17 protein-coding genes are annotated in these 17,173 nt (G+C 58.7%); 7 read left to right on the plus strand and 10 right to left on the minus strand.

All coding sequences use genetic code 11. The features are described from left to right. Positions 1–28 precede the first annotated feature (28 nt). The 3 genes from dnaJ to EOL43_RS02935 all read right to left on the minus strand — a co-directional run bounded on the left by dnaJ (position 29) and on the right by EOL43_RS02935 (position 4,138). The gene (dnaJ, locus tag EOL43_RS02925; protein ID WP_133485335.1) at positions 29–1,168 is read right to left on the minus strand and encodes a molecular chaperone DnaJ; all 1,140 of its coding nucleotides are present in this window, start codon (positions 1,166–1,168) and stop codon (positions 29–31) included. A 64-nt stretch (positions 1,169–1,232) separates the two neighbouring features. Further along, positions 1,233–3,149: a molecular chaperone DnaK gene (gene dnaK, locus EOL43_RS02930; protein ID WP_133485337.1), complete on the minus strand. Its 1,917-nt coding sequence runs from the start codon at positions 3,147–3,149 to the stop codon at positions 1,233–1,235. A 236-nt stretch (positions 3,150–3,385) separates the two neighbouring features. Continuing rightward, positions 3,386–4,138 carry an ABC transporter permease gene (locus EOL43_RS02935; RefSeq protein WP_338068761.1) on the minus strand — a complete coding sequence of 251 codons (753 nt, stop codon included), beginning with the start codon at positions 4,136–4,138 and terminating at the stop codon, positions 3,386–3,388. A gap of 199 nt (positions 4,139–4,337) precedes the next feature. On the opposite strand from EOL43_RS02935, the gene cysQ reads away from it, so the two are divergent. From cysQ to EOL43_RS02970, 7 genes are all read left to right on the plus strand, one after another. Next, entirely contained in the window at positions 4,338–5,135 is a 798-nt protein-coding gene (gene cysQ, locus EOL43_RS02940) for a 3'(2'),5'-bisphosphate nucleotidase CysQ (protein WP_133485341.1), read from the plus strand. A 6-nt stretch (positions 5,136–5,141) separates the two neighbouring features. Beyond that, positions 5,142–5,945, plus strand: coding sequence for a 3-deoxy-manno-octulosonate cytidylyltransferase (locus tag EOL43_RS02945; RefSeq protein WP_133485343.1), 804 nt, complete (start codon positions 5,142–5,144; stop codon positions 5,943–5,945). A gap of 203 nt (positions 5,946–6,148) precedes the next feature. Next, the gene (gene galU, locus EOL43_RS02950) at positions 6,149–7,042 is read left to right on the plus strand and encodes a UTP--glucose-1-phosphate uridylyltransferase GalU (RefSeq protein ID WP_133485345.1); all 894 of its coding nucleotides are present in this window, start codon (positions 6,149–6,151) and stop codon (positions 7,040–7,042) included. A 45-nt stretch (positions 7,043–7,087) separates the two neighbouring features. After that, positions 7,088–8,083 carry a glycosyltransferase family 2 protein gene (locus tag EOL43_RS02955; protein WP_133485582.1) on the plus strand — a complete coding sequence of 332 codons (996 nt, stop codon included), beginning with the start codon at positions 7,088–7,090 and terminating at the stop codon, positions 8,081–8,083. Positions 8,084–8,224: 141 nt separating this feature from the next. Continuing rightward, on the plus strand, positions 8,225–9,235 hold the full coding sequence (locus tag EOL43_RS02960; RefSeq protein WP_133485346.1) for a glycosyltransferase family 2 protein: 1,011 nt from the start codon (positions 8,225–8,227) through the stop codon (positions 9,233–9,235). Then, positions 9,232–10,932, plus strand: coding sequence for a DUF5927 domain-containing protein (locus EOL43_RS02965; protein ID WP_133485348.1), 1,701 nt, complete (start codon positions 9,232–9,234; stop codon positions 10,930–10,932). The genes EOL43_RS02960 and EOL43_RS02965 overlap by 4 nt, the downstream gene beginning before the upstream one ends. Position 10,933: 1 nt before the next feature. Then, positions 10,934–12,349: a sulfotransferase family 2 domain-containing protein gene (locus EOL43_RS02970; protein ID WP_133485350.1), complete on the plus strand. Its 1,416-nt coding sequence runs from the start codon at positions 10,934–10,936 to the stop codon at positions 12,347–12,349. Positions 12,350–12,359: 10 nt separating this feature from the next. Here EOL43_RS02970 and EOL43_RS02975 read toward each other — a convergent pair whose 3' ends face one another. From EOL43_RS02975 to EOL43_RS03005, 7 genes are all read right to left on the minus strand, one after another. Next, positions 12,360–12,824, minus strand: a complete 465-nt coding sequence (locus EOL43_RS02975) for a PTS sugar transporter subunit IIA (RefSeq protein WP_133485352.1) — start codon at positions 12,822–12,824, stop codon at positions 12,360–12,362. 35 nt (positions 12,825–12,859) lie between these two features. Then, positions 12,860–13,438 (minus strand): ribosome hibernation-promoting factor, HPF/YfiA family, encoded by a 579-nt coding sequence (hpf, locus tag EOL43_RS02980; RefSeq protein WP_133485354.1) that lies wholly within the window; start codon positions 13,436–13,438, stop codon positions 12,860–12,862. Between the two features lie 243 nt (positions 13,439–13,681). After that, positions 13,682–14,440: an LPS export ABC transporter ATP-binding protein gene (lptB, locus tag EOL43_RS02985; RefSeq protein ID WP_133485356.1), complete on the minus strand. Its 759-nt coding sequence runs from the start codon at positions 14,438–14,440 to the stop codon at positions 13,682–13,684. Then, positions 14,440–14,904: a lipopolysaccharide transport periplasmic protein LptA gene (gene lptA, locus EOL43_RS02990; protein WP_133485584.1), complete on the minus strand. Its 465-nt coding sequence runs from the start codon at positions 14,902–14,904 to the stop codon at positions 14,440–14,442. Before lptA ends, lptB begins: the two co-directional genes overlap by 1 nt. Before the next feature lie 29 nt (positions 14,905–14,933). Beyond that, the gene (gene lptC, locus EOL43_RS02995; RefSeq protein WP_133485358.1) at positions 14,934–15,557 is read right to left on the minus strand and encodes an LPS export ABC transporter periplasmic protein LptC; all 624 of its coding nucleotides are present in this window, start codon (positions 15,555–15,557) and stop codon (positions 14,934–14,936) included. 63 nt (positions 15,558–15,620) lie between these two features. Then, on the minus strand, positions 15,621–16,232 hold the full coding sequence (locus EOL43_RS03000) for a ribonuclease D (RefSeq protein ID WP_133485359.1): 612 nt from the start codon (positions 16,230–16,232) through the stop codon (positions 15,621–15,623). Positions 16,233–16,295: 63 nt separating this feature from the next. Further along, entirely contained in the window at positions 16,296–17,165 is an 870-nt protein-coding gene (locus EOL43_RS03005; RefSeq protein ID WP_133485361.1) for a dimethyl sulfoxide reductase anchor subunit family protein, read from the minus strand. Between the last annotated feature and the right edge of the window lie 8 nt (positions 17,166–17,173).

Raw genomic sequence — 17,173 nt, forward strand, 5'->3', positions numbered from 1 at the left:
CGGGGCGCTTGGATTTCTGACAGAGCGATCAGCCCTTCATGCTGTCCCAGAAGCTTCTGACCTTCGTGAAGAAGTTCGAGCTTTCCGGGTTGTTCTCTTCCGACAGTTTCTCGAACTCGCGCAGCAGCTCTTTTTGCTGCGAGGTCAGGTTGACCGGCGTTTCCACCGCAAGCTCGATATACATGTCGCCATTCGGCCCACCGCGCAGACCGGGCATGCCTTTGGAGCGCAGACGCATCTGCCGGCCTGATTGGCTGCCGGCCGGGATTTTCACGCGCGAGCGGCCACCGTCGATGGTCGGAACCTCGATATCGCCGCCAAGTGCGGCAGCGGTCATCGAGACCGGGACGCGGCAATGCAGATGCGTGCCTTCGCGGTCGAAAATGGCGTGATCGGACACTTCGATGAAGATGTACAGATCGCCCGAGGGCCCACCGCGCATGCCGGCTTCGCCTTCGCCAGCCAGACGAATGCGGGTGCCGGTTTCAACACCAGCAGGGATGTTCACCGACAGCGAGCGTTCCTTTTCCTTGCGCCCTGCCCCGTGGCAGGATTTGCAAGGGTTCTGGATCATCTGGCCGGTGCCCTGACAGGTCGGACAGGCGCGCTCGACCGTAAAGAAACCTTGCTGCGCACGGACCTTGCCCATGCCCTGACAGGTCGGACACATGGTGGGCTCCGCGCCGGATTCAGACCCGGTGCCGCTGCACTCATCACAGGCGACCGAGGTCGGCACGTTGATGGTCTTCTGGATGCCCGAGAACGCTTCTTCCAGCGTCACGCGCAGGTTATAGCGCAGGTCCGATCCGCGTTGCGCACGCGCACGGCCCCCGCCACGACCGCCCATGAAGTCGCCAAACAGGTCGTCGAACACGGCCGAGAACGCGCTGGCGAAATCACCTTGGCCATGATGGCCGCCGCCGGGACGTCCGCCCATACCGCCTTCGAAAGCAGCATGACCAAAGCGGTCATAGGCGGCTTTCTTTTCGGCATCCTTCAGAACGTCGTAGGCTTCGTTCACTTCTTTGAACTGAGACTCGGCGTCGGGATTGTCGGAATTCCGGTCTGGGTGAAGCTCTTTGGCTTTCTTGCGATAGGCTTTCTTCAGCTCGTCCGCCGAAGCACCTTTCGAAGCGCCAAGAACCTCATAGTAGTCACGTTTTGCCATGGGGTCGTCTCCACTTGGGAGGGAGGCAGGGCAGCGTGGCCGCCCCGCCATTCACCTAAGCGACTTAGCGTTTGCTGTCGTCAAGGTCTTCGAAATCGGCATCGACGATGTCATCGTCCACGGCCGAGGGGCCGTCTGCTTCTTCCGAAGGTTCGCCAGCAGCTTCTTCCTGCTGCGACTTGTAGATCGCTTCGCCCAGTTTCATGGCCGCTTCGGTCACGTTCTGAACGCCGCCTTTGATCTTGTCAGCCGACGCATCGTCTTTGGCCAGATCGTCCTTCAGAGCAGCGATTGCCAGCTCGATGGCTTCGATCGTGGTCGGGTCGACCTTGTCAGCATGCTCTTCCATCGACTTCTCGGTCGAGTGGATCAGGCTTTCGGCCTGGTTGCGGGCTTCGACAAGCTCTTTACGCTCTTTATCGGCCTCGGCGTTGGCTTCAGCGTCTTTCACCATTGCTTCGATGTCGTCATCCGACAGACCGCCCGAAGCTTGGATGGTGATTTTCTGCTCTTTGCCGGTGCCTTTGTCTTTGGCGCCCACTTCAACGATGCCGTTGGCGTCGATGTCGAAGGTCACCTCGATCTGAGGCATGCCGCGCGGTGCGGGCGGGATGTCTTCCAGGTTGAACTGGCCCAGGATCTTGTTGTCCGCAGCCATTTCACGTTCACCTTGGAACACGCGCAGGGTTACGGCGTTCTGGTTGTCTTCCGCGGTCGAGAAGATCTGCGACTTCTTGGTCGGGATCGTCGTGTTGCGGTCGATCAGGCGGGTGAACACGCCACCCAGCGTCTCGATGCCCAGCGACAGCGGGGTCACGTCCAGAAGAACAACGTCTTTCACGTCGCCCTGCAGAACACCGGCCTGAATGGCAGCACCCATAGCAACCACTTCGTCCGGGTTCACACCTTTGTGCGGCTCTTTACCGAAGAACTTGGTCACCTCTTCGATCACTTTCGGCATGCGGGTCATACCGCCAACCAGAACCACTTCGTCGATGTCGCCGGTCGACAGGCCAGCGTCTTTCAGAGCAGCCTGACACGGCTTGATCGAACGCTTGATCAGGTCCGACACAAGGCTTTCCAGCTTGGCGCGGGTCAGCTTCATGACCATGTGCAGCGGTGCACCATCAGCGCCCATCGAGATGAACGGCTGGTTGATTTCGGTCTGCGAGGCACTCGACAGCTCGATCTTGGCTTTCTCAGCGGCTTCTTTCAGGCGCTGCAGAGCCATCTTGTCTTTCGACAGATCGACTTGGTTTTCCTTTTTGAACTCATCGACCAGATACTGAACGATGCGCATGTCGAAGTCTTCACCACCAAGGAACGTGTCGCCGTTGGTCGATTTTACTTCGAACAGGCCGTCGTCGATTTCCAGAATGGTCACGTCGAAGGTACCACCACCAAGGTCATATACGGCGATGGTCTGCGTGTCTTCTTTGTCCAGACCATAGGCCAGCGCAGCCGCGGTCGGCTCGTTGATGATGCGCAGCACTTCCAGACCAGCGATCTTGCCGGCGTCTTTGGTGGCCTGACGCTGAGCGTCGTTGAAGTAAGCGGGCACGGTGATCACGGCCTGAGTGACGTCTTCACCCAGATAGCTTTCTGCCGTTTCTTTCATCTTGCCCAGAATGAAGGCCGAGATCTGCGAGGGCGAATACTTCTCGCCAGCAGCTTCAACCCATGCGTCGCCATTGCCGCCATCCACGATCGAATAGGGCACCAGCTTTTTGTCTTTTTCGACAGCCGGGTCCGACATGTTGCGGCCGATCAGGCGCTTCACGGCGAAGACGGTGTTGTCGGGGTTGGTAACAGCCTGACGTTTGGCAGGCTGACCTACAAGGCGCTCGTCGTCCTTGAAGGCTACGATCGAAGGCGTGGTACGTGCACCTTCTGCGTTTTCGATGACTCGCGGCTGCGAGCCGTCCATGATGGCAACACACGAGTTGGTGGTGCCGAGGTCGATACCGATGACTTTGGCCATTCGTAATATCCTCTCTTTAGGCGATGTTGTCAGGACCGACCTTGCAAAGCATCGGCCCCGGATCCCAGATTTTTACCGGGTCAGGAGTGATCCATCTCCGGCGTCTCGGCGTATATAAGTAGGCAAAATCGGGCCTGCAAGCGGTCCGGTGCCCCTGTTGGCGCAAAAATTCCGAGTCAATTTGAGGATTTGCGTGGTTTTGGCGTGTCAAAGCCCTGGAAAGCGCGTGATTGCGATTACTGACGCGCTGCCCAACTGGCCGATACGTGCTTGCGCGAATAGTTTTCGCCCATGAGACCCAGCAGCATGAACACGAACGACGCAAGCAGCGGATACATCCAGTTTGTGTAATGTGGCGCGTAGTTGATGAAGATAAAGCCACGGATCTGATCAACGATATGGAACAGCGGATTCCAGATGAAGATCGCGATGAGATAAGAGGGCGCCGAATTGGCCAAGAACATCTTGCCCGAGGCAAACATGTTGGCCCGCGTGTATATTTTCTGCGCAATACTGGTGAACTGCGGAAACCAGGGTTTCATCGCCAGAAAGATCAATCCAGTCGATGCGCCGTTAAACCATGCCAGCAATATCATCACCAATGCCCAAACGGGTTGGTCGATTTCGACCGGTTTAAAGCCGATATGGTAGATGGTCAGGACAACCACGATGCTAAGCATCTGAATATACAACGACGCCAGAGCAGCAGATACAAAGGCGACGAAGGTGTTCATCGGCGCATGTTGCATCATCGGATGAGAGGGCCCGGAGGACCCAATCACAGCGCCCATCGCCTTGACGTTTGTCATAAAGACAAAGATCCCCGACATCACATAAAGCAGGAAATCGCCGCGCACAGCCGCGCGGTGTAATCCAAGAAATGTCAGCATGACATAGAACACGCCGATCATCAGGATCACTTGAAACATGTTGATGGCAAGCGCTGCCAACGCATTTGTATGCGTGCTGCGAATGCTGTGCGCGGTCATGTGGAAGATGACCTCGAACATGGAAAACGCTGCTGACAGCTTCGATTGTTTCTTCTTTGCCTCGAACATGGCGCTACCTTGAACGGTTATGCGGTGCTTTTAACAGGGATTTCTTGCTGATCCTTTACTGGTTGATCATAAGGAGGGTGCAAAATGTTATCAACAAGGCCGCATCTGGCCGTATTTGAGGAGTCTCGTCTTGGATTTTGAGCGTCTGGAAACTGTTATGCGCACTTTGGCCCTGGAAGCGGGCGATGTGATCATGGAGATCTACAACTCGGACGATTTCGATGTGCGTGCCAAATCAGACGACAGCCCGGTGACCGCGGCGGACGAAGCCGCAGATGCGCTGATTTCTGCTGGTCTGCGCGCGGCCTTCCCGGATGTGCTTTTGGTGACGGAAGAACAGGCCGACAGCCACAGCGAACAAGCGGGCGAGTTCCTGATCGTGGACCCTCTGGACGGCACGAAAGAGTTCATTCACCGTCGCGGCGACTTCACCGTGAACATCGCCTATGTCAAAGACGGCACCCCTGTGCGCGGCGTGGTCTACGCCCCCGCCAAGGGCCGCATGTTCTTCACCCGCGCAGGCGGCGAAAGCGTGGAAGAGCAAGGGCCGTTCCAGAAAGATACCGTAGGCACCCTGTCGCCGATCACCGTGTCCAAGCCTGACAATGACGCGCTGTTCATCGTTGCATCGAAATCCCACCGCGATCAGGCGACCGAGGATTACATCAACAAATACAACGTCAAAGACAGCAAATCGGCAGGCAGCTCGTTGAAGTTCTGTCTGGTTGCGACCGGCGAGGCGGATCTCTATCCCCGCGTGGGCCGCACGATGGAATGGGACACCGCTGCCGGTCATGCGGTTCTGAAAGGGGCTGGCGGAGATGTTGTGCGTTTCGACGATCACACGCCGCTGACCTATGGCAAGCCGATCTACGAGAACCCGTTCTTCATTGCCTATGCACCGGGTGTCGAGCTGAAAAAGGCCTGATCCCGCATGTCCACGCTGATTGTCATTCCGGCGCGCTACGCCTCAACCCGGTATCCGGGCAAGGCGCTTGCGCCGCTCAGGGGGGCGACGGGTCAAAATAAGACCCTAATCCACCGCAGTTGGGAGGCCGCACAAGCGGTGCGCGGCGTGGATCGGGTTGTGGTCGCTACCGACGATGACCGCATCCGGAACGAGGCGGAAGGGTTTGGAGCCGAGGTCGTGATGACCTCGGAAGCCTGCGAGAACGGGACCGAGCGCTGCGCGGAAGCCCTGACCGCGCTGGGCGAGGAGTTCGACATCATCGTCAATCTGCAAGGCGATGCGCCCCTAACGCCTCCGTGGTTCGTGGAAGAGCTGGTCGCCGCGCTGAAAACCCATCCCGCGGCCGAGGTCGCCACGCCGGTTCTGCGCTGCGATGGCCGCGCGCTGAACGGCTTTCTGGAAGACCGCAAGGCGGGCCGGGTCGGCGGGACCACCGCGGTCTTTGGTGCAGAAGGCCATGCGCTCTATTTCTCGAAAGAGGTAATCCCGTATACGCAGGGCAATGGCTGGTCCGACCACGATCAGACGCCGGTGTTTCACCATGTCGGCGTCTATGCCTATCGCCCGTCGGCGCTTGCGGCCTATCCGCTCTGGTCCGCTGGGCCTCTGGAACAGTTGGAAGGGTTAGAGCAGTTGCGCTTTCTCGAGCGTGAAAAGCCCATTCAATGTGTCGAAGTCGACGCCCGTTCCCGCCAGTTTTGGGAGCTGAACAACCCCGAAGACGTCCCGCGGATCGAAGCGATCTTGAACGAGCTTGGGGTGGTGTAACCAAAGCTTCACACAATGCTTTCTGAAAAGAGTCGAGAAAAAATCCGCCATGTTCTAGAATGGCAAAAAAAGACCATGATGTTTTCAGATTTATCAATTAGAGAATGAACAAGTAAGCGCAACCCTAGCGAGATGCCGTCGACTTTTCACCAGATGATAGCAGATCAGAATATGGTGACGCGAAATGTACAAAGGTGAAGTTAATGAAGCGTAAGGTTACCAAAGCGATTTTCCCTGTGGCTGGGCTTGGAACACGGTTCCTGCCTGCAACGAAATCCATCCCGAAAGAGATCATGACGCTGGTTGACCGGCCCTTGATCCAATACGCCATTGATGAAGCGCGTGCCGCTGGCATCAAGGAGTTCATCTTTGTGACCTCGCGCGGCAAAGGCGCGCTTGAGGATTACTTCGATAACTCGCCCGTCTTGGAACGCGAGCTGCGCAAGAAGGGCAAGGATCAGCTTCTTGAGATCCTGAAAGACACCAACATGGAATCGGGTGCCATCGCCTATATGCGCCAGCACAAGGCGCTGGGTCTGGGCCACGCGGTCTGGTGTGCCCGCCGCCTGATCGCCAACGAACCCTTCGCCGTGATCCTGCCCGATGACGTGATTGCCGCCGAAAAGCCCTGCCTTCAGCAGATGGTCGAGGCCTATGAGAATACCGGTGGCTGCATGGTTGCCGCCATGGAGGTTCCGCCTGAAAAGGCCAGCGCCTACGGTGTTCTGGACGTGAAAGAGGACATGGGCGATCTGGTGTCGACCCGCGGCATGGTCGAGAAACCCTCGATCGACGAAGCGCCGTCCAATCTGGCGGTGATCGGCCGCTACATCCTGACCCCTGACGTTCTGAAAAGTCTGGACCGCAAGCAAACCGGTGCCGGTGGTGAAATTCAGCTGACCGATGCCATCGCGAACGAACTGGAACAGGGACGCGATGTGTTTGGCTATCGCTTCCGTGGTCAGCGCTTCGACTGTGGTTCGAAAGCCGGGTTCCTGCAGGCCACAGTGGCTTTCGGCATGGCCCGAGACGAGCTGCGGGACGAGTTCATCGGCTATCTGCACGATCTGGTGGCTCAGAACAAAGCTGCCGAGTAATCCTGCGTGGCGAAGGGCGTGTCCGGTCTGATTTCGCGGTATCGGATGCGTCTGAAGCGTCGCCGTCTTCTGTGGCGGTCGATCCGGTCCCGGCGACAACTAACCCCCGTCAATGAGCGTACAGAGCTGATCCAGAAGGATCAGGTTCTGGCCTTCGTGGTGCTGCGCAATGAAATGCAGCGCCTGCCCTACTTTCTAACGCATTATCGCCGTCTGGGCGTGGGGCATTTCCTGATTGTCGCCAATGATTGCACTGATGGCAGCGCCGAGTTTCTGGCCCAGCAACCCGATGTCTCGCTGTGGCGCACCGATGCCAGCTATAAATCCGCGCGGTTCGGGGTGGATTGGCTGACCTGGCTGCAGTTTCGTTATGGGCACGGGTATTGGTGCCTGACCGTCGATGTGGACGAGCTGTTGATCTATCCGCATCACGACCAACGTCCCCTGCCCGCCTTGACGCAAAGGTTGGACGCCACAGGCGCGCAGGCGTTGGGCGCGCTGATGTTGGATCTCTATCCCAAGGGGCCGTTGGGTACCGCCGACACGGCAGACGATCCCATCGCGGCGTTGCCGTGGTTTGACGCTGGCCCATATCGCGCAATCCGGCAGGAACCGATGCAGAATCTGTGGCTTCAAGGCGGCGCGCGGGAACGGGTTTTCTTTCCAGATGCCCCCGCGCGTGGCCCGACCCTGAACAAACTGCCTTTGGTCAAGTGGTCGCGCCGCTATGCCTATGCGAATTCGACCCACTCCATCCTGCCGCCGCGTCTAAACTTGGAATGGGACGGCCCGCCCGCGATCAGTGGCACCGAGCAGTTGTCCGGCGTCCTGCTGCACACCAAGTTCCTGCCCGGCGTGCTGGAACGGTCCGGGGAAGAGAAAACCCGGCGCGAGCATTTCGGCCAGCCCGACCAGTTCGACGCCTATTACGATGCGATCGGCACGGCTCCGGATCTGTGGCATCCCGGCGCACAGCGGTTCGAAGACTGGCAGCAACTGACCCGACTTGGGCTGATGTCGACCGGGGGTTGGAGTGACTAACACCATCGCGTGAAGGGATTTGCGCGATGTATGGAAGACGTTTAGAATTTAGATATAAAAGCAAAGGTGGACCGCGCTTTGTGCCTGCCACGGGCAGAGGCGCGCGCCAGCAGATACAGGCATTAACGGACAGGATACGATTTGGGCGCTTTGACGTCATATCGCCTTAGGCTCAAGCGCAAGCGCCACCTGATCCGTGCGTTTCGCAAACGGCACGAGCTGTCGGCGGTCAAGAACCGTACCGCACAGATCGCGCCTGCGAACATCCTTGTCTTTACCACCCTGCGCAACGAACTGGTCCGCCTGCCCTATTTCCTGAAATATTACAGAGACTTGGGCGTGAACCACTTTCTGATCGTGGACAATGGCTCGGACGACGGATCGCGGGAATATCTGGCGCAGCAGGACGACGTGTCGCTGTGGACCACTGAGGCCAGCTATAAGCGCGCGAAGTTCGGCGTGGACTGGCTGAACTGGCTGCAGCGCAAATACGGGCATGATCATTGGTGCCTGACCGTCGATACGGACGAGTTTTTTGTCTATCCGTTCTGCGACACTCGCCCCTTGCGCGCGCTGACCGATTGGCTGGACGCAAGCGAGATCAGAAGCTTCGGCGCAATGCTGATGGATATGTATCCCGAGGGCCAGATCGGCGCCGAGCCCTATCAGGCCGGTCAGAACCCGCTTGAGATCACGCGCTGGTTCGACAGCGGCAACTATACCATTCGCAAGAACAGCCAGTTTCGGAACCTGTGGATCCAAGGCGGCGTGCGGGCCCGTGTCTTCTTTGACGACAACCCGGAACGCGCCCCTGCCCTGAACAAGATCCCTTTGGTGAAGTGGCGTCGGTCCTATGCCTATGTCAGCTCGACCCACACGCTTTTGCCGCGCGGTTTGAACCTTGTTTACGACGAATCCGGGGGCGAGAAAGCCTCGGGCTGTCTGTTGCACACCAAATTTCTGGACACGTTCGAGGCAAAATCGAAAGAAGAGCTTCAGCGCCGTCAGCACTATGCCAACAGCCATGAATATCGCGCCTACAACACCCGAATGGCGGATGATCCGGTCCTGTGGTGTGAGTGGAGCGAGGAATACATCAACTGGCGACAGCTTGAGGTGCTGGGCCTGATGTCTAAGGGGAACTGGGCATGAGCTTGGGCGTTGTCATGATCGTGCACGAGGCACTGCACCGCGCAACCCAGCTGGCGCGTCATTGGTCTGATCACGGCTGCCCCGTGGTGCTGCATGTCGACCAGCGCGTAGATCGTGACACCTATAACCGCTTTGTCGACAGTCTGGCCGATCGCGACAATGTGCTGTTCTGCGACCGCCACCGCTGCGAATGGGGTACGTGGTCGCTTGTGGCGGCCAGTCAAACCGCGTCCGAGCTGTTGTTAGAGCGTTTCCCTGATGTGCAGCACGTGCTTTTGGCCTCGGGCAGTTGTCTGCCCCTGCGCCCAGTCGGCGAGCTAACAGCCTATCTGCGTGACCGCCCCACCACCGATTTCATCGAAAGTGTCACGACCGAGGACGTGCCCTGGGCTGTCGGCGGGTTGAATACCGAACGCTTCACCCTGCGCTTTCCGTTCTCGTGGAAGCGTCACCGTCGGCTGTTTGATGGCTATGTGCGGCTGCAGCGGCGGGTCGGCTATCAGCGCCGTATTCCTTTGGGGATCTCGCCGCATTTGGGCAGCCAATGGTGGTGCCTGACGCGGCACACGCTGTCGGCCATCCTGAACGACCCCCGACGCGCGGTGAATGATGCCTATTTCCGCCGGGTCTGGATCCCGGATGAAAGCTATTATCAGACCCTATCCCGCCAGCATTCGAAGAAAATCGAAAGCCGATCCCTGACCCTGTCGAAGTTCGACTATCAGGGCAAACCGCATGTGTTCTATGACGATCACCTGCAGCTCCTCCGGCGTTCGGACTGCTTTGTGGCGCGGAAAATCTGGCCGCATGCGGATCGGCTTTACGATAGCTTCCTGTCCGACACGCCAAGCCTGAGCCACGGCGCCGAACCCAACCCCGGCGAGATCGACCGCATTTTCGCCAAGGCGGTGGATCGCCGAACCAAAGGGCGACCCGGCCTGCTGATGCAAAGCCGCTTTCCGCATCAGCGGTGGGGCAATCGCGTGACCGCCGAACCCTATGTGGTTCTGCAAGGCTTTTCCGAGATGTTTCGCGGGTTCGAACCGTGGCTGGCCAGCTTTGGCAAAGTGCGGGTGCATGGGCATCTGTTCGCGCCAGATGGTGCGCATTTTGCAGGCGGCGGGCGCGAGTATTTCGGGGCGCTGTCGTCCTCGGCGGCGTTGCGCGACTATGACGGCACCGCCTTTCTGACCAACCTAATCTGGAATACGCGGGGGGAACGGCAGTGTTTCCAGTTTGGCCCCTCGGATACGCAGGACATCACATGGGACATTGCGCGCGACGCCAATGCGCGGATCCATGTCATTTCGGGGGCATGGGCCGTGCCGCTTTTCCTGTCCGAAGGCCGGTTTGCTGACATGCGCCGCACCGCTGCGCGCCTGCAAAAGACGGAAAGTGCGTTCCTGAAGGTCCTTCTGTCCGATCACTGCCGCGCCCGTGTTAAAATCCAGACCCTCTCGGATTTCGTTCTGAACCCGATCGAGCCACTGCAGGATGTTCTAGACCAGTTGGCCGCCCGCGACCGTCCCAAGCTGACCGCCCCGCCCGAGATGGTGCATCTGGGCGGGTTCGGAGAGTTCCTGCAAAATCTGAAAAACCAAGGCATGCATCTGCACCTCGCGGGTGATTTCCCAACCGACTATGCGCCCGAGCCAGCCCAGCCCGAGCGCACCACGCCCTATTTGGTGACCAAGTAATATGAATAAGAAATTCGACTGTTTCATCATCCTTGCCGAGATGCGCACGGGGTCCAACTTTCTGGAAAGCAATCTGGATCAGTTCGACGGGATTCAATGCTATGGCGAGGCGTTTAACCCCTATTTCATGGTGAAACCCGAGCTGGAAGAGCTGTTCGGCGTCACCGTAAAGCAGCGGGACAAGAACCCGGTGAAGCTGCTGGAGCAGATGAAAGCCGGCACCGATGGCATCCCCGGGTTTCGCTTCTTCCACGACCACGACATGCGCATTTTCGAGCACGTGATCGACGACCCGCGCTGCGCCAAGGTGGTTCTGACCCGCAATCAGGTGGAAAGCTATGTCAGCCGCCGGATTGCCTGGGCCACGCAGCAATGGGCGCTGACCAATGGCAAGGACGCCAAGAAGTTCCGCGTGAAGTTCGATTCAAGCGAGTTCGAGAATTTCTTCTATGAATACAAGGCCTTTCAGCTGAAGATCAAAGGCCGACTGCAGAAGACCGGCCAGACGGCGTTCTATATCGACTATGAAGACACGCAGAATATCGACGTTGTGAATGGGCTGGGCAAGTTTCTGGGCGCCGAGCACGAGATCACCAAGTTCTCGGGCAAATACAAGAAGCAGAATCCCGAGACGCTGGCCGACAAGGTCCGCAACATGGACGAGCTGGTCGAGACGGTGCGCAACATCGACCTGTTCGATCTGGGCAAAGTGCCGAACTTTGAACCCGCGCGTCCACCAGCTGTGCCGACCTATGTGACGGCCGAGAATGCGCCGCTGATGTTCCTGCCCATCAAGGGTGGCCCGGTGGAGCGTGTGAAAAGTTGGATGGAGGGGTTCGGCGAACTGTCCTCGGACTTCAATCAGAAATCTCTGCGCCAGTGGAAGAACCGCAACAAAGGGCATCGCACCTTCACCGTGCTGCGCCACCCGGTCGCCCGCCTGCACGCGGCGTTCTGCACGCATTTCCTGCAAGATGGGCCCGAGACCTATTGGGAAATCAAGAACGCCCTGCGCGAGAACTATGATGTCCCCCTGCCCGCGCATCTGCCCGATGACACGTGGGACAAGGCGGCCCATCGGAAAGCGTTTATCGCCTTTGCAGATTTTGTGCGGCGCAATCTGGCAGGCCAGACCGGCATCCGCGTGGATGCGGCATGGGCGACGCAATCCGCTGTGATAAAAGGGTTTTCCGAGTTCCAGCTGCCCGATCGTGTCCTTCGGGAAGAGGAATTAGAGAACGGATTGGCGGCACTTGCCCAAGACGTCGACCTAGGCGCGCCAGAACTGCCTGCGCAACAGAAAGATGCGCCGTTCAAGCTGGCGCAGATCTATGATGACGAGGTCGAGGCAGCTGTGAAGGCCGCCTATCAGCGTGATTACATGATGTTCGGCTATCGGCCGTGGGGCAAGTCCTGACGGGCGGCGTTTAGGCCGCCTTGTTCGACAGGCTATCCGTCAACAGCGCGTGCAGGGCCGCGGTGTCGGTGTTGGCGCGCAGTTTTGCGCAGATCGACGCGTCACGCATCGAGCGGGACACCAGCGCCAGCGCTTTCAGGTGGTCCACACCGGAATCTTCCGGGGCGAACAGCGCAAAGATCAGATCTACGGGCTGACGATCCACGGCGTCAAAATCAAACGGCTTCTCAACGCGGACGAAGCAACCGGTGACCTCGGTCACGCCAGCCAGACGGGCGTGCGGCAGGGCAACGCCGCGGCCTACGCCGGTCGGGCCAAGGTTTTCACGCTCGGACAGGGCGGCAAACGCATCCTCTGCGTTGATGCCATAGCAATCCGCAGCGATGTCGCCCAAGTCTTGAAAAAGACGTTTCTTGGACGACACCGTCGACAGAACCTTTACGGCGGACGGCGCCAAAATGCTCGCAAGTTCCATTTTTGACCAATTTCCCGCCCGCCAAGGCGGGGGGCCTACGCTTCGTTGTTAACCGGGTCAATCCAGCCGACATTTCCGTCTTCACGACGGTAGACGACATTCATGCCCTGAGTTTTCTCGTTCTTGAAAACCAGCACGGGGGCGTGGGCGAGCTCCATCTGCATGACAGCTTCGCCAACGGAAAGCGACGGGATGCGCGTTTCCATTTCGGCGATGATCATGGGCTGGAGTGTAGCGTCCTCTGCCTCGTCGTGGCCTTCTTCGTTGGCGAGGATATACGAGGATCCACCGAAAACTTCAACCGGATCGACGCGGTCGCGGTGATGGTCCTTCAACCTGCGCTTATAACGCCGCAGTTGCTTTTCCATTTTCTCGGCACATTGGTCGAATGCCGCATAGATTTCGGTCGCGTGACCCTTGGCCTGAGCGGTCAGCCCAGTGGACAGGTGAACAATGGTTTCACAGACATATTCATGTGCATTTTTCGAGAAGATGACCTGCGCATCGGTGGGGCGTTCAGCATACTTTTGAACAATACCGCCGAGCTCTTCTTTCACGTGAACCTGAAGGGCTTCACCAATGTCGATCTGCTTGCCACTGATTTGATATTGCATCCTATCTCCTTTGGTCGCTGTAGGAATTTGGCCTTATGCCACAAGGGCATAAAGCGGGAAAACCGTTTGAAAACATGGGGATGTTTTGTCTTTGCAGAGATTTGTCCGCCCGATCAGGTCTGGGGCGATCAAATGTGCGAGCCCACGGTGGGCACGGCACGAACGAAGGGTTGCGTGTTCATGCATCACCTTCATTTGGCGACGAGTCGGTAGGGATTGTCAAGCGATCCGGCGCCACTTTCGTCAGTTGATCGAGAAATTCTGACCTAGATAGACGCGGCGGACGTTCTCGTCCTTCACAACTTCGTCGGTGGTGCCGCTCATCAGGACATGGCCGTCATGCAGGATGTAAGCACGGTCGACGATCTCGAGCGTTTCGCGCACGTTGTGGTCGGTGATCAGCACGCCGATGCCGCGGTTTTTCAGGTCATGCACCAGTGTGCGAATCTCTCCAACAGCAATCGGATCGACGCCCGCGAAGGGTTCGTCCAGCAGCAAATACTTGGGATTCGATGCCAAGAGTCGCGCGATTTCACAGCGGCGACGCTCACCGCCTGACAGGGCCAGCGCGGGGGTGCGGCGCAGGTGGCTGATCGAGAACTCGTTCAGCAGCTCTTCCAGCCGCTCGCGGCGCTTGTGCCGGTCTTTGGTCGAGATCTCGAGGATCGACAGAATATTGTCTTCGACGCTCATGCCGCGGAAGATCGACATCTCTTGCGGCAGATACCCGATCCCGCGGCGCGCACGGCGATACATCGGCAGCAGCGTCACGTCCTGCCCGTCAATGATGACCTGTCCGGCTTCGGGTGTGACCAGTCCGGCGATTGCGTAGAAGGTCGTGGATTTGCCGCAGCCGTTCGGCCCCAACAACGCGACAACCTCGCCGCGGTGCAATTCCAGGTTCACTTCGCGGATCACCGGCTTTTTGCGATAGCTTTTACGCAATCCGATGATGCGCAGCCCGGCATCGCCATTTTCAACTGTTAGATTTGGGGCGGCCATCAGTTCGCCTCGGTCTGGATGATCGACTTGACCCGCCCGTCCATCTGGCCCGTGCCATTCTGCAGGTTCACGGTCAGCTTGTCCGAGGACAGCGCGTTTTGGCCTTGGGTCAGGATCACGCCGCCGGTCATCACAACCACGCCCGTGGCGATGGTATAGACCGCCTCGCGCGCTTCAGCGGCTTCGGCACCGTTCACAAGAGTCACGCCGCCCGTCGCATGCAGGCGCGAGATCTCGCCGGTAGTGTCCGCGCCCGTCGCGTATTCCACGCGCACCTTGCCGGCGCTTAGGCGCATGTCGCCCTGACCAATTACTACATTGCCGGAGAACGTCGCCGCCCCGCTGGACTGGTCCACGGTCAGCTGGTCGGCCGAGATTTCGATGGGAAGGCTGCTGTCATGCTTCAGCCCGCCAAAGGCAACCTGAGCTTGTGCGAAAGCGGCGACCGGCAAGCAGATCGCCATCAAAATGGAATAAATAAAACTGCGTTTGATCACCGGGGTTCCCCCTTGTCTTTGGGATCATATATCAGCTTCACCCCGTCCTTGAAAACAAGAACATATCCGGCGTCTTCACCTTCTGCCTGAGAAATGACGGCGTCACCTGCCGACAGGTCGCCCATCGGGCCCGTGGCCTCGACCGGGCCATTGCTGGCAACATAGGTGCTGTCCATCGAGGTCGTCAGCGTTTCGGTCGAGATCCAGTAATCCGTCGAGGTGCGCAAAGACACGCCGCCCGACAGGTCGATCTGGTGTGCGGTGCCATCAATATCGGCCTGAGCCGCACGGATATGAACCTGCGCACCGTCGGGGGTTTCGATGTCGGCCTCAAGCTCTAACGCTTTGAAATAATTGGCGCGTTCCTCGTCCGGGGCGGCGCTGGCGGCCTTGAACTGGATCGCGGCGCCATCCTCGGTCACGCTGGAAAATTTCGGATTGCTGATCTTCTGCTCGCCCGTCAGCTCGTCCAGATTGATCCGTGCATAGGTCAATGACGTGGTCGGATCGACAGATTTCGACACGAGGAACATCAGCGACAACAGCACAAGCGCGGTGGCTGGTAGAATGATCTTCAGCCAGTTCACAAGACGCGTATATGTGATGCCGGTGCCGGACATGCGGGGCCTTTCGGTGGGGTTGCTTGTTATCTAGCGCCGATGCGCCGGATTCCAAGGCACCCTTTAGTGCGCAAAGATGTCCTGTTCGGGCCAACCGGCAAGATCCAGCTGGGCCCGCATGGGCAGGAAGTCGAAGCAGGCCTGCGCCATCTCGGTCCGTCCTTCGCGGGCCAGACGCATATCCAGCTCTTCTTTCAGACGGTGCAGGTGCAACACGTCGGACGCCGCATAGTCCAGCTGCGCTGGGGTCAGCTCTTCCGCGCCCCAGTCGCTCATCTGTTGCTGTTTCGAGATGTCGACTTTCAGCAGCTGATCCAGCAGGTTGCGCAGCCCGTGGCGATCCGTATAGGTCCGCACCAGTTTCGAGGCGATCTTGGTGCAATAGACAGGTGCCGTGACCACGCCGAACGCGTTCAGCATGGCGGCGATGTCGAAGCGGCCAAAGTGGAAGATCTTCAGAACGTTCGGGTCGGTCAGCATCTTCTCAAGGTTAGGTGCGCTGGTCTGGCCTTTCTCGACCTGCACCATATGGGCATTGCCGTCGCCGCCGGACATCTGCACCACGCACAGACGGTCGCGATGCGGGTTCAAACCCATGGTTTCACAGTCGATGGCTACGACCGGACCAAGGTCCAGCCCATCGGGAAGGTCACGCTTGTAAAGATGGTTGGCCATGTCGCCCTCATAAATCCTTTTCCCCGTGATAGGCCCACGGGGATGAAGGTTCAATGAAAAGGCTTACTTGCCGTAATAAAGCCCCACAACATGCTCGGCTTCGGCGAAGAACAGCCAACGGCCGACGATCGCGCCCGCGATATGCAGCGCCAAGGCGATGAAGGCGGTGGCGTGACCGGCAGGCGTCAGCAGCAGGATGGCGGCGGGCAGGACGGCGCCCGCGCCCAGCGCGATCATCCGCAGCTTCTGCGCGTGCTTGCGACCGACGCGATAGACCATCTCGTCCAGCACATAGTTGCCACCGGTGTGGCCGCTTTCGAACATACGCACCTCGCCCAGATGGCCCAACCCGGTTGCGTCTCCCAGCGAGCCTCGGTTCGCGGCGCGCGCGTCACCTTGCTGCCAGTGAAGCCACATCACGACGGCGAGGGCGGCCAGCAGCACGCCTGCGATCTTTACTTCCCCAGCCAAGAGCGCCCCGCCTGCGATTGCATGCAGCAAGAACAGCACCGGCGTCAGCGGCTGGTTCCAGCGCGAGATCGTCTTGAGTTGGGTGTAAATCATCGAGGTGGTGAAGACGGTGATCAGCGCCAAAACAGAGCCTATTGCACCGGAAAACGCCATATCTGCGCCCATGAAGATGCGGGCAAGGGCGATCAGACCAAAGAGCAGAAGTGTGACGACGGCGGCCACGCCCTCGCGGCTCAGCCAGCTGGTCCGCCATTGGCTGAACGCATAGATCGCGTTCTTCTTGTTCCCAAGGTGGAAGGTCGAGACCAAAAGCCCGCCCGCCGCCAGCACATAGGCGATGACGAAGAACGCCAGGAGCGTCATGCCGCCGACATCGGGAATGCCAAGCCCCATCCAGGCCAAAAGCCCGAAGCCAAGCCCGGAAAAGGTGGTGAAGATAATAACACTGGGTGCGGGATGCATCCGTTTCC

The sequence above is a fragment of the Aliiroseovarius marinus genome (genome assembly GCF_004360145.1).
In the GTDB taxonomy this organism is placed as follows: domain Bacteria; phylum Pseudomonadota; class Alphaproteobacteria; order Rhodobacterales; family Rhodobacteraceae; genus Aliiroseovarius; species Aliiroseovarius marinus.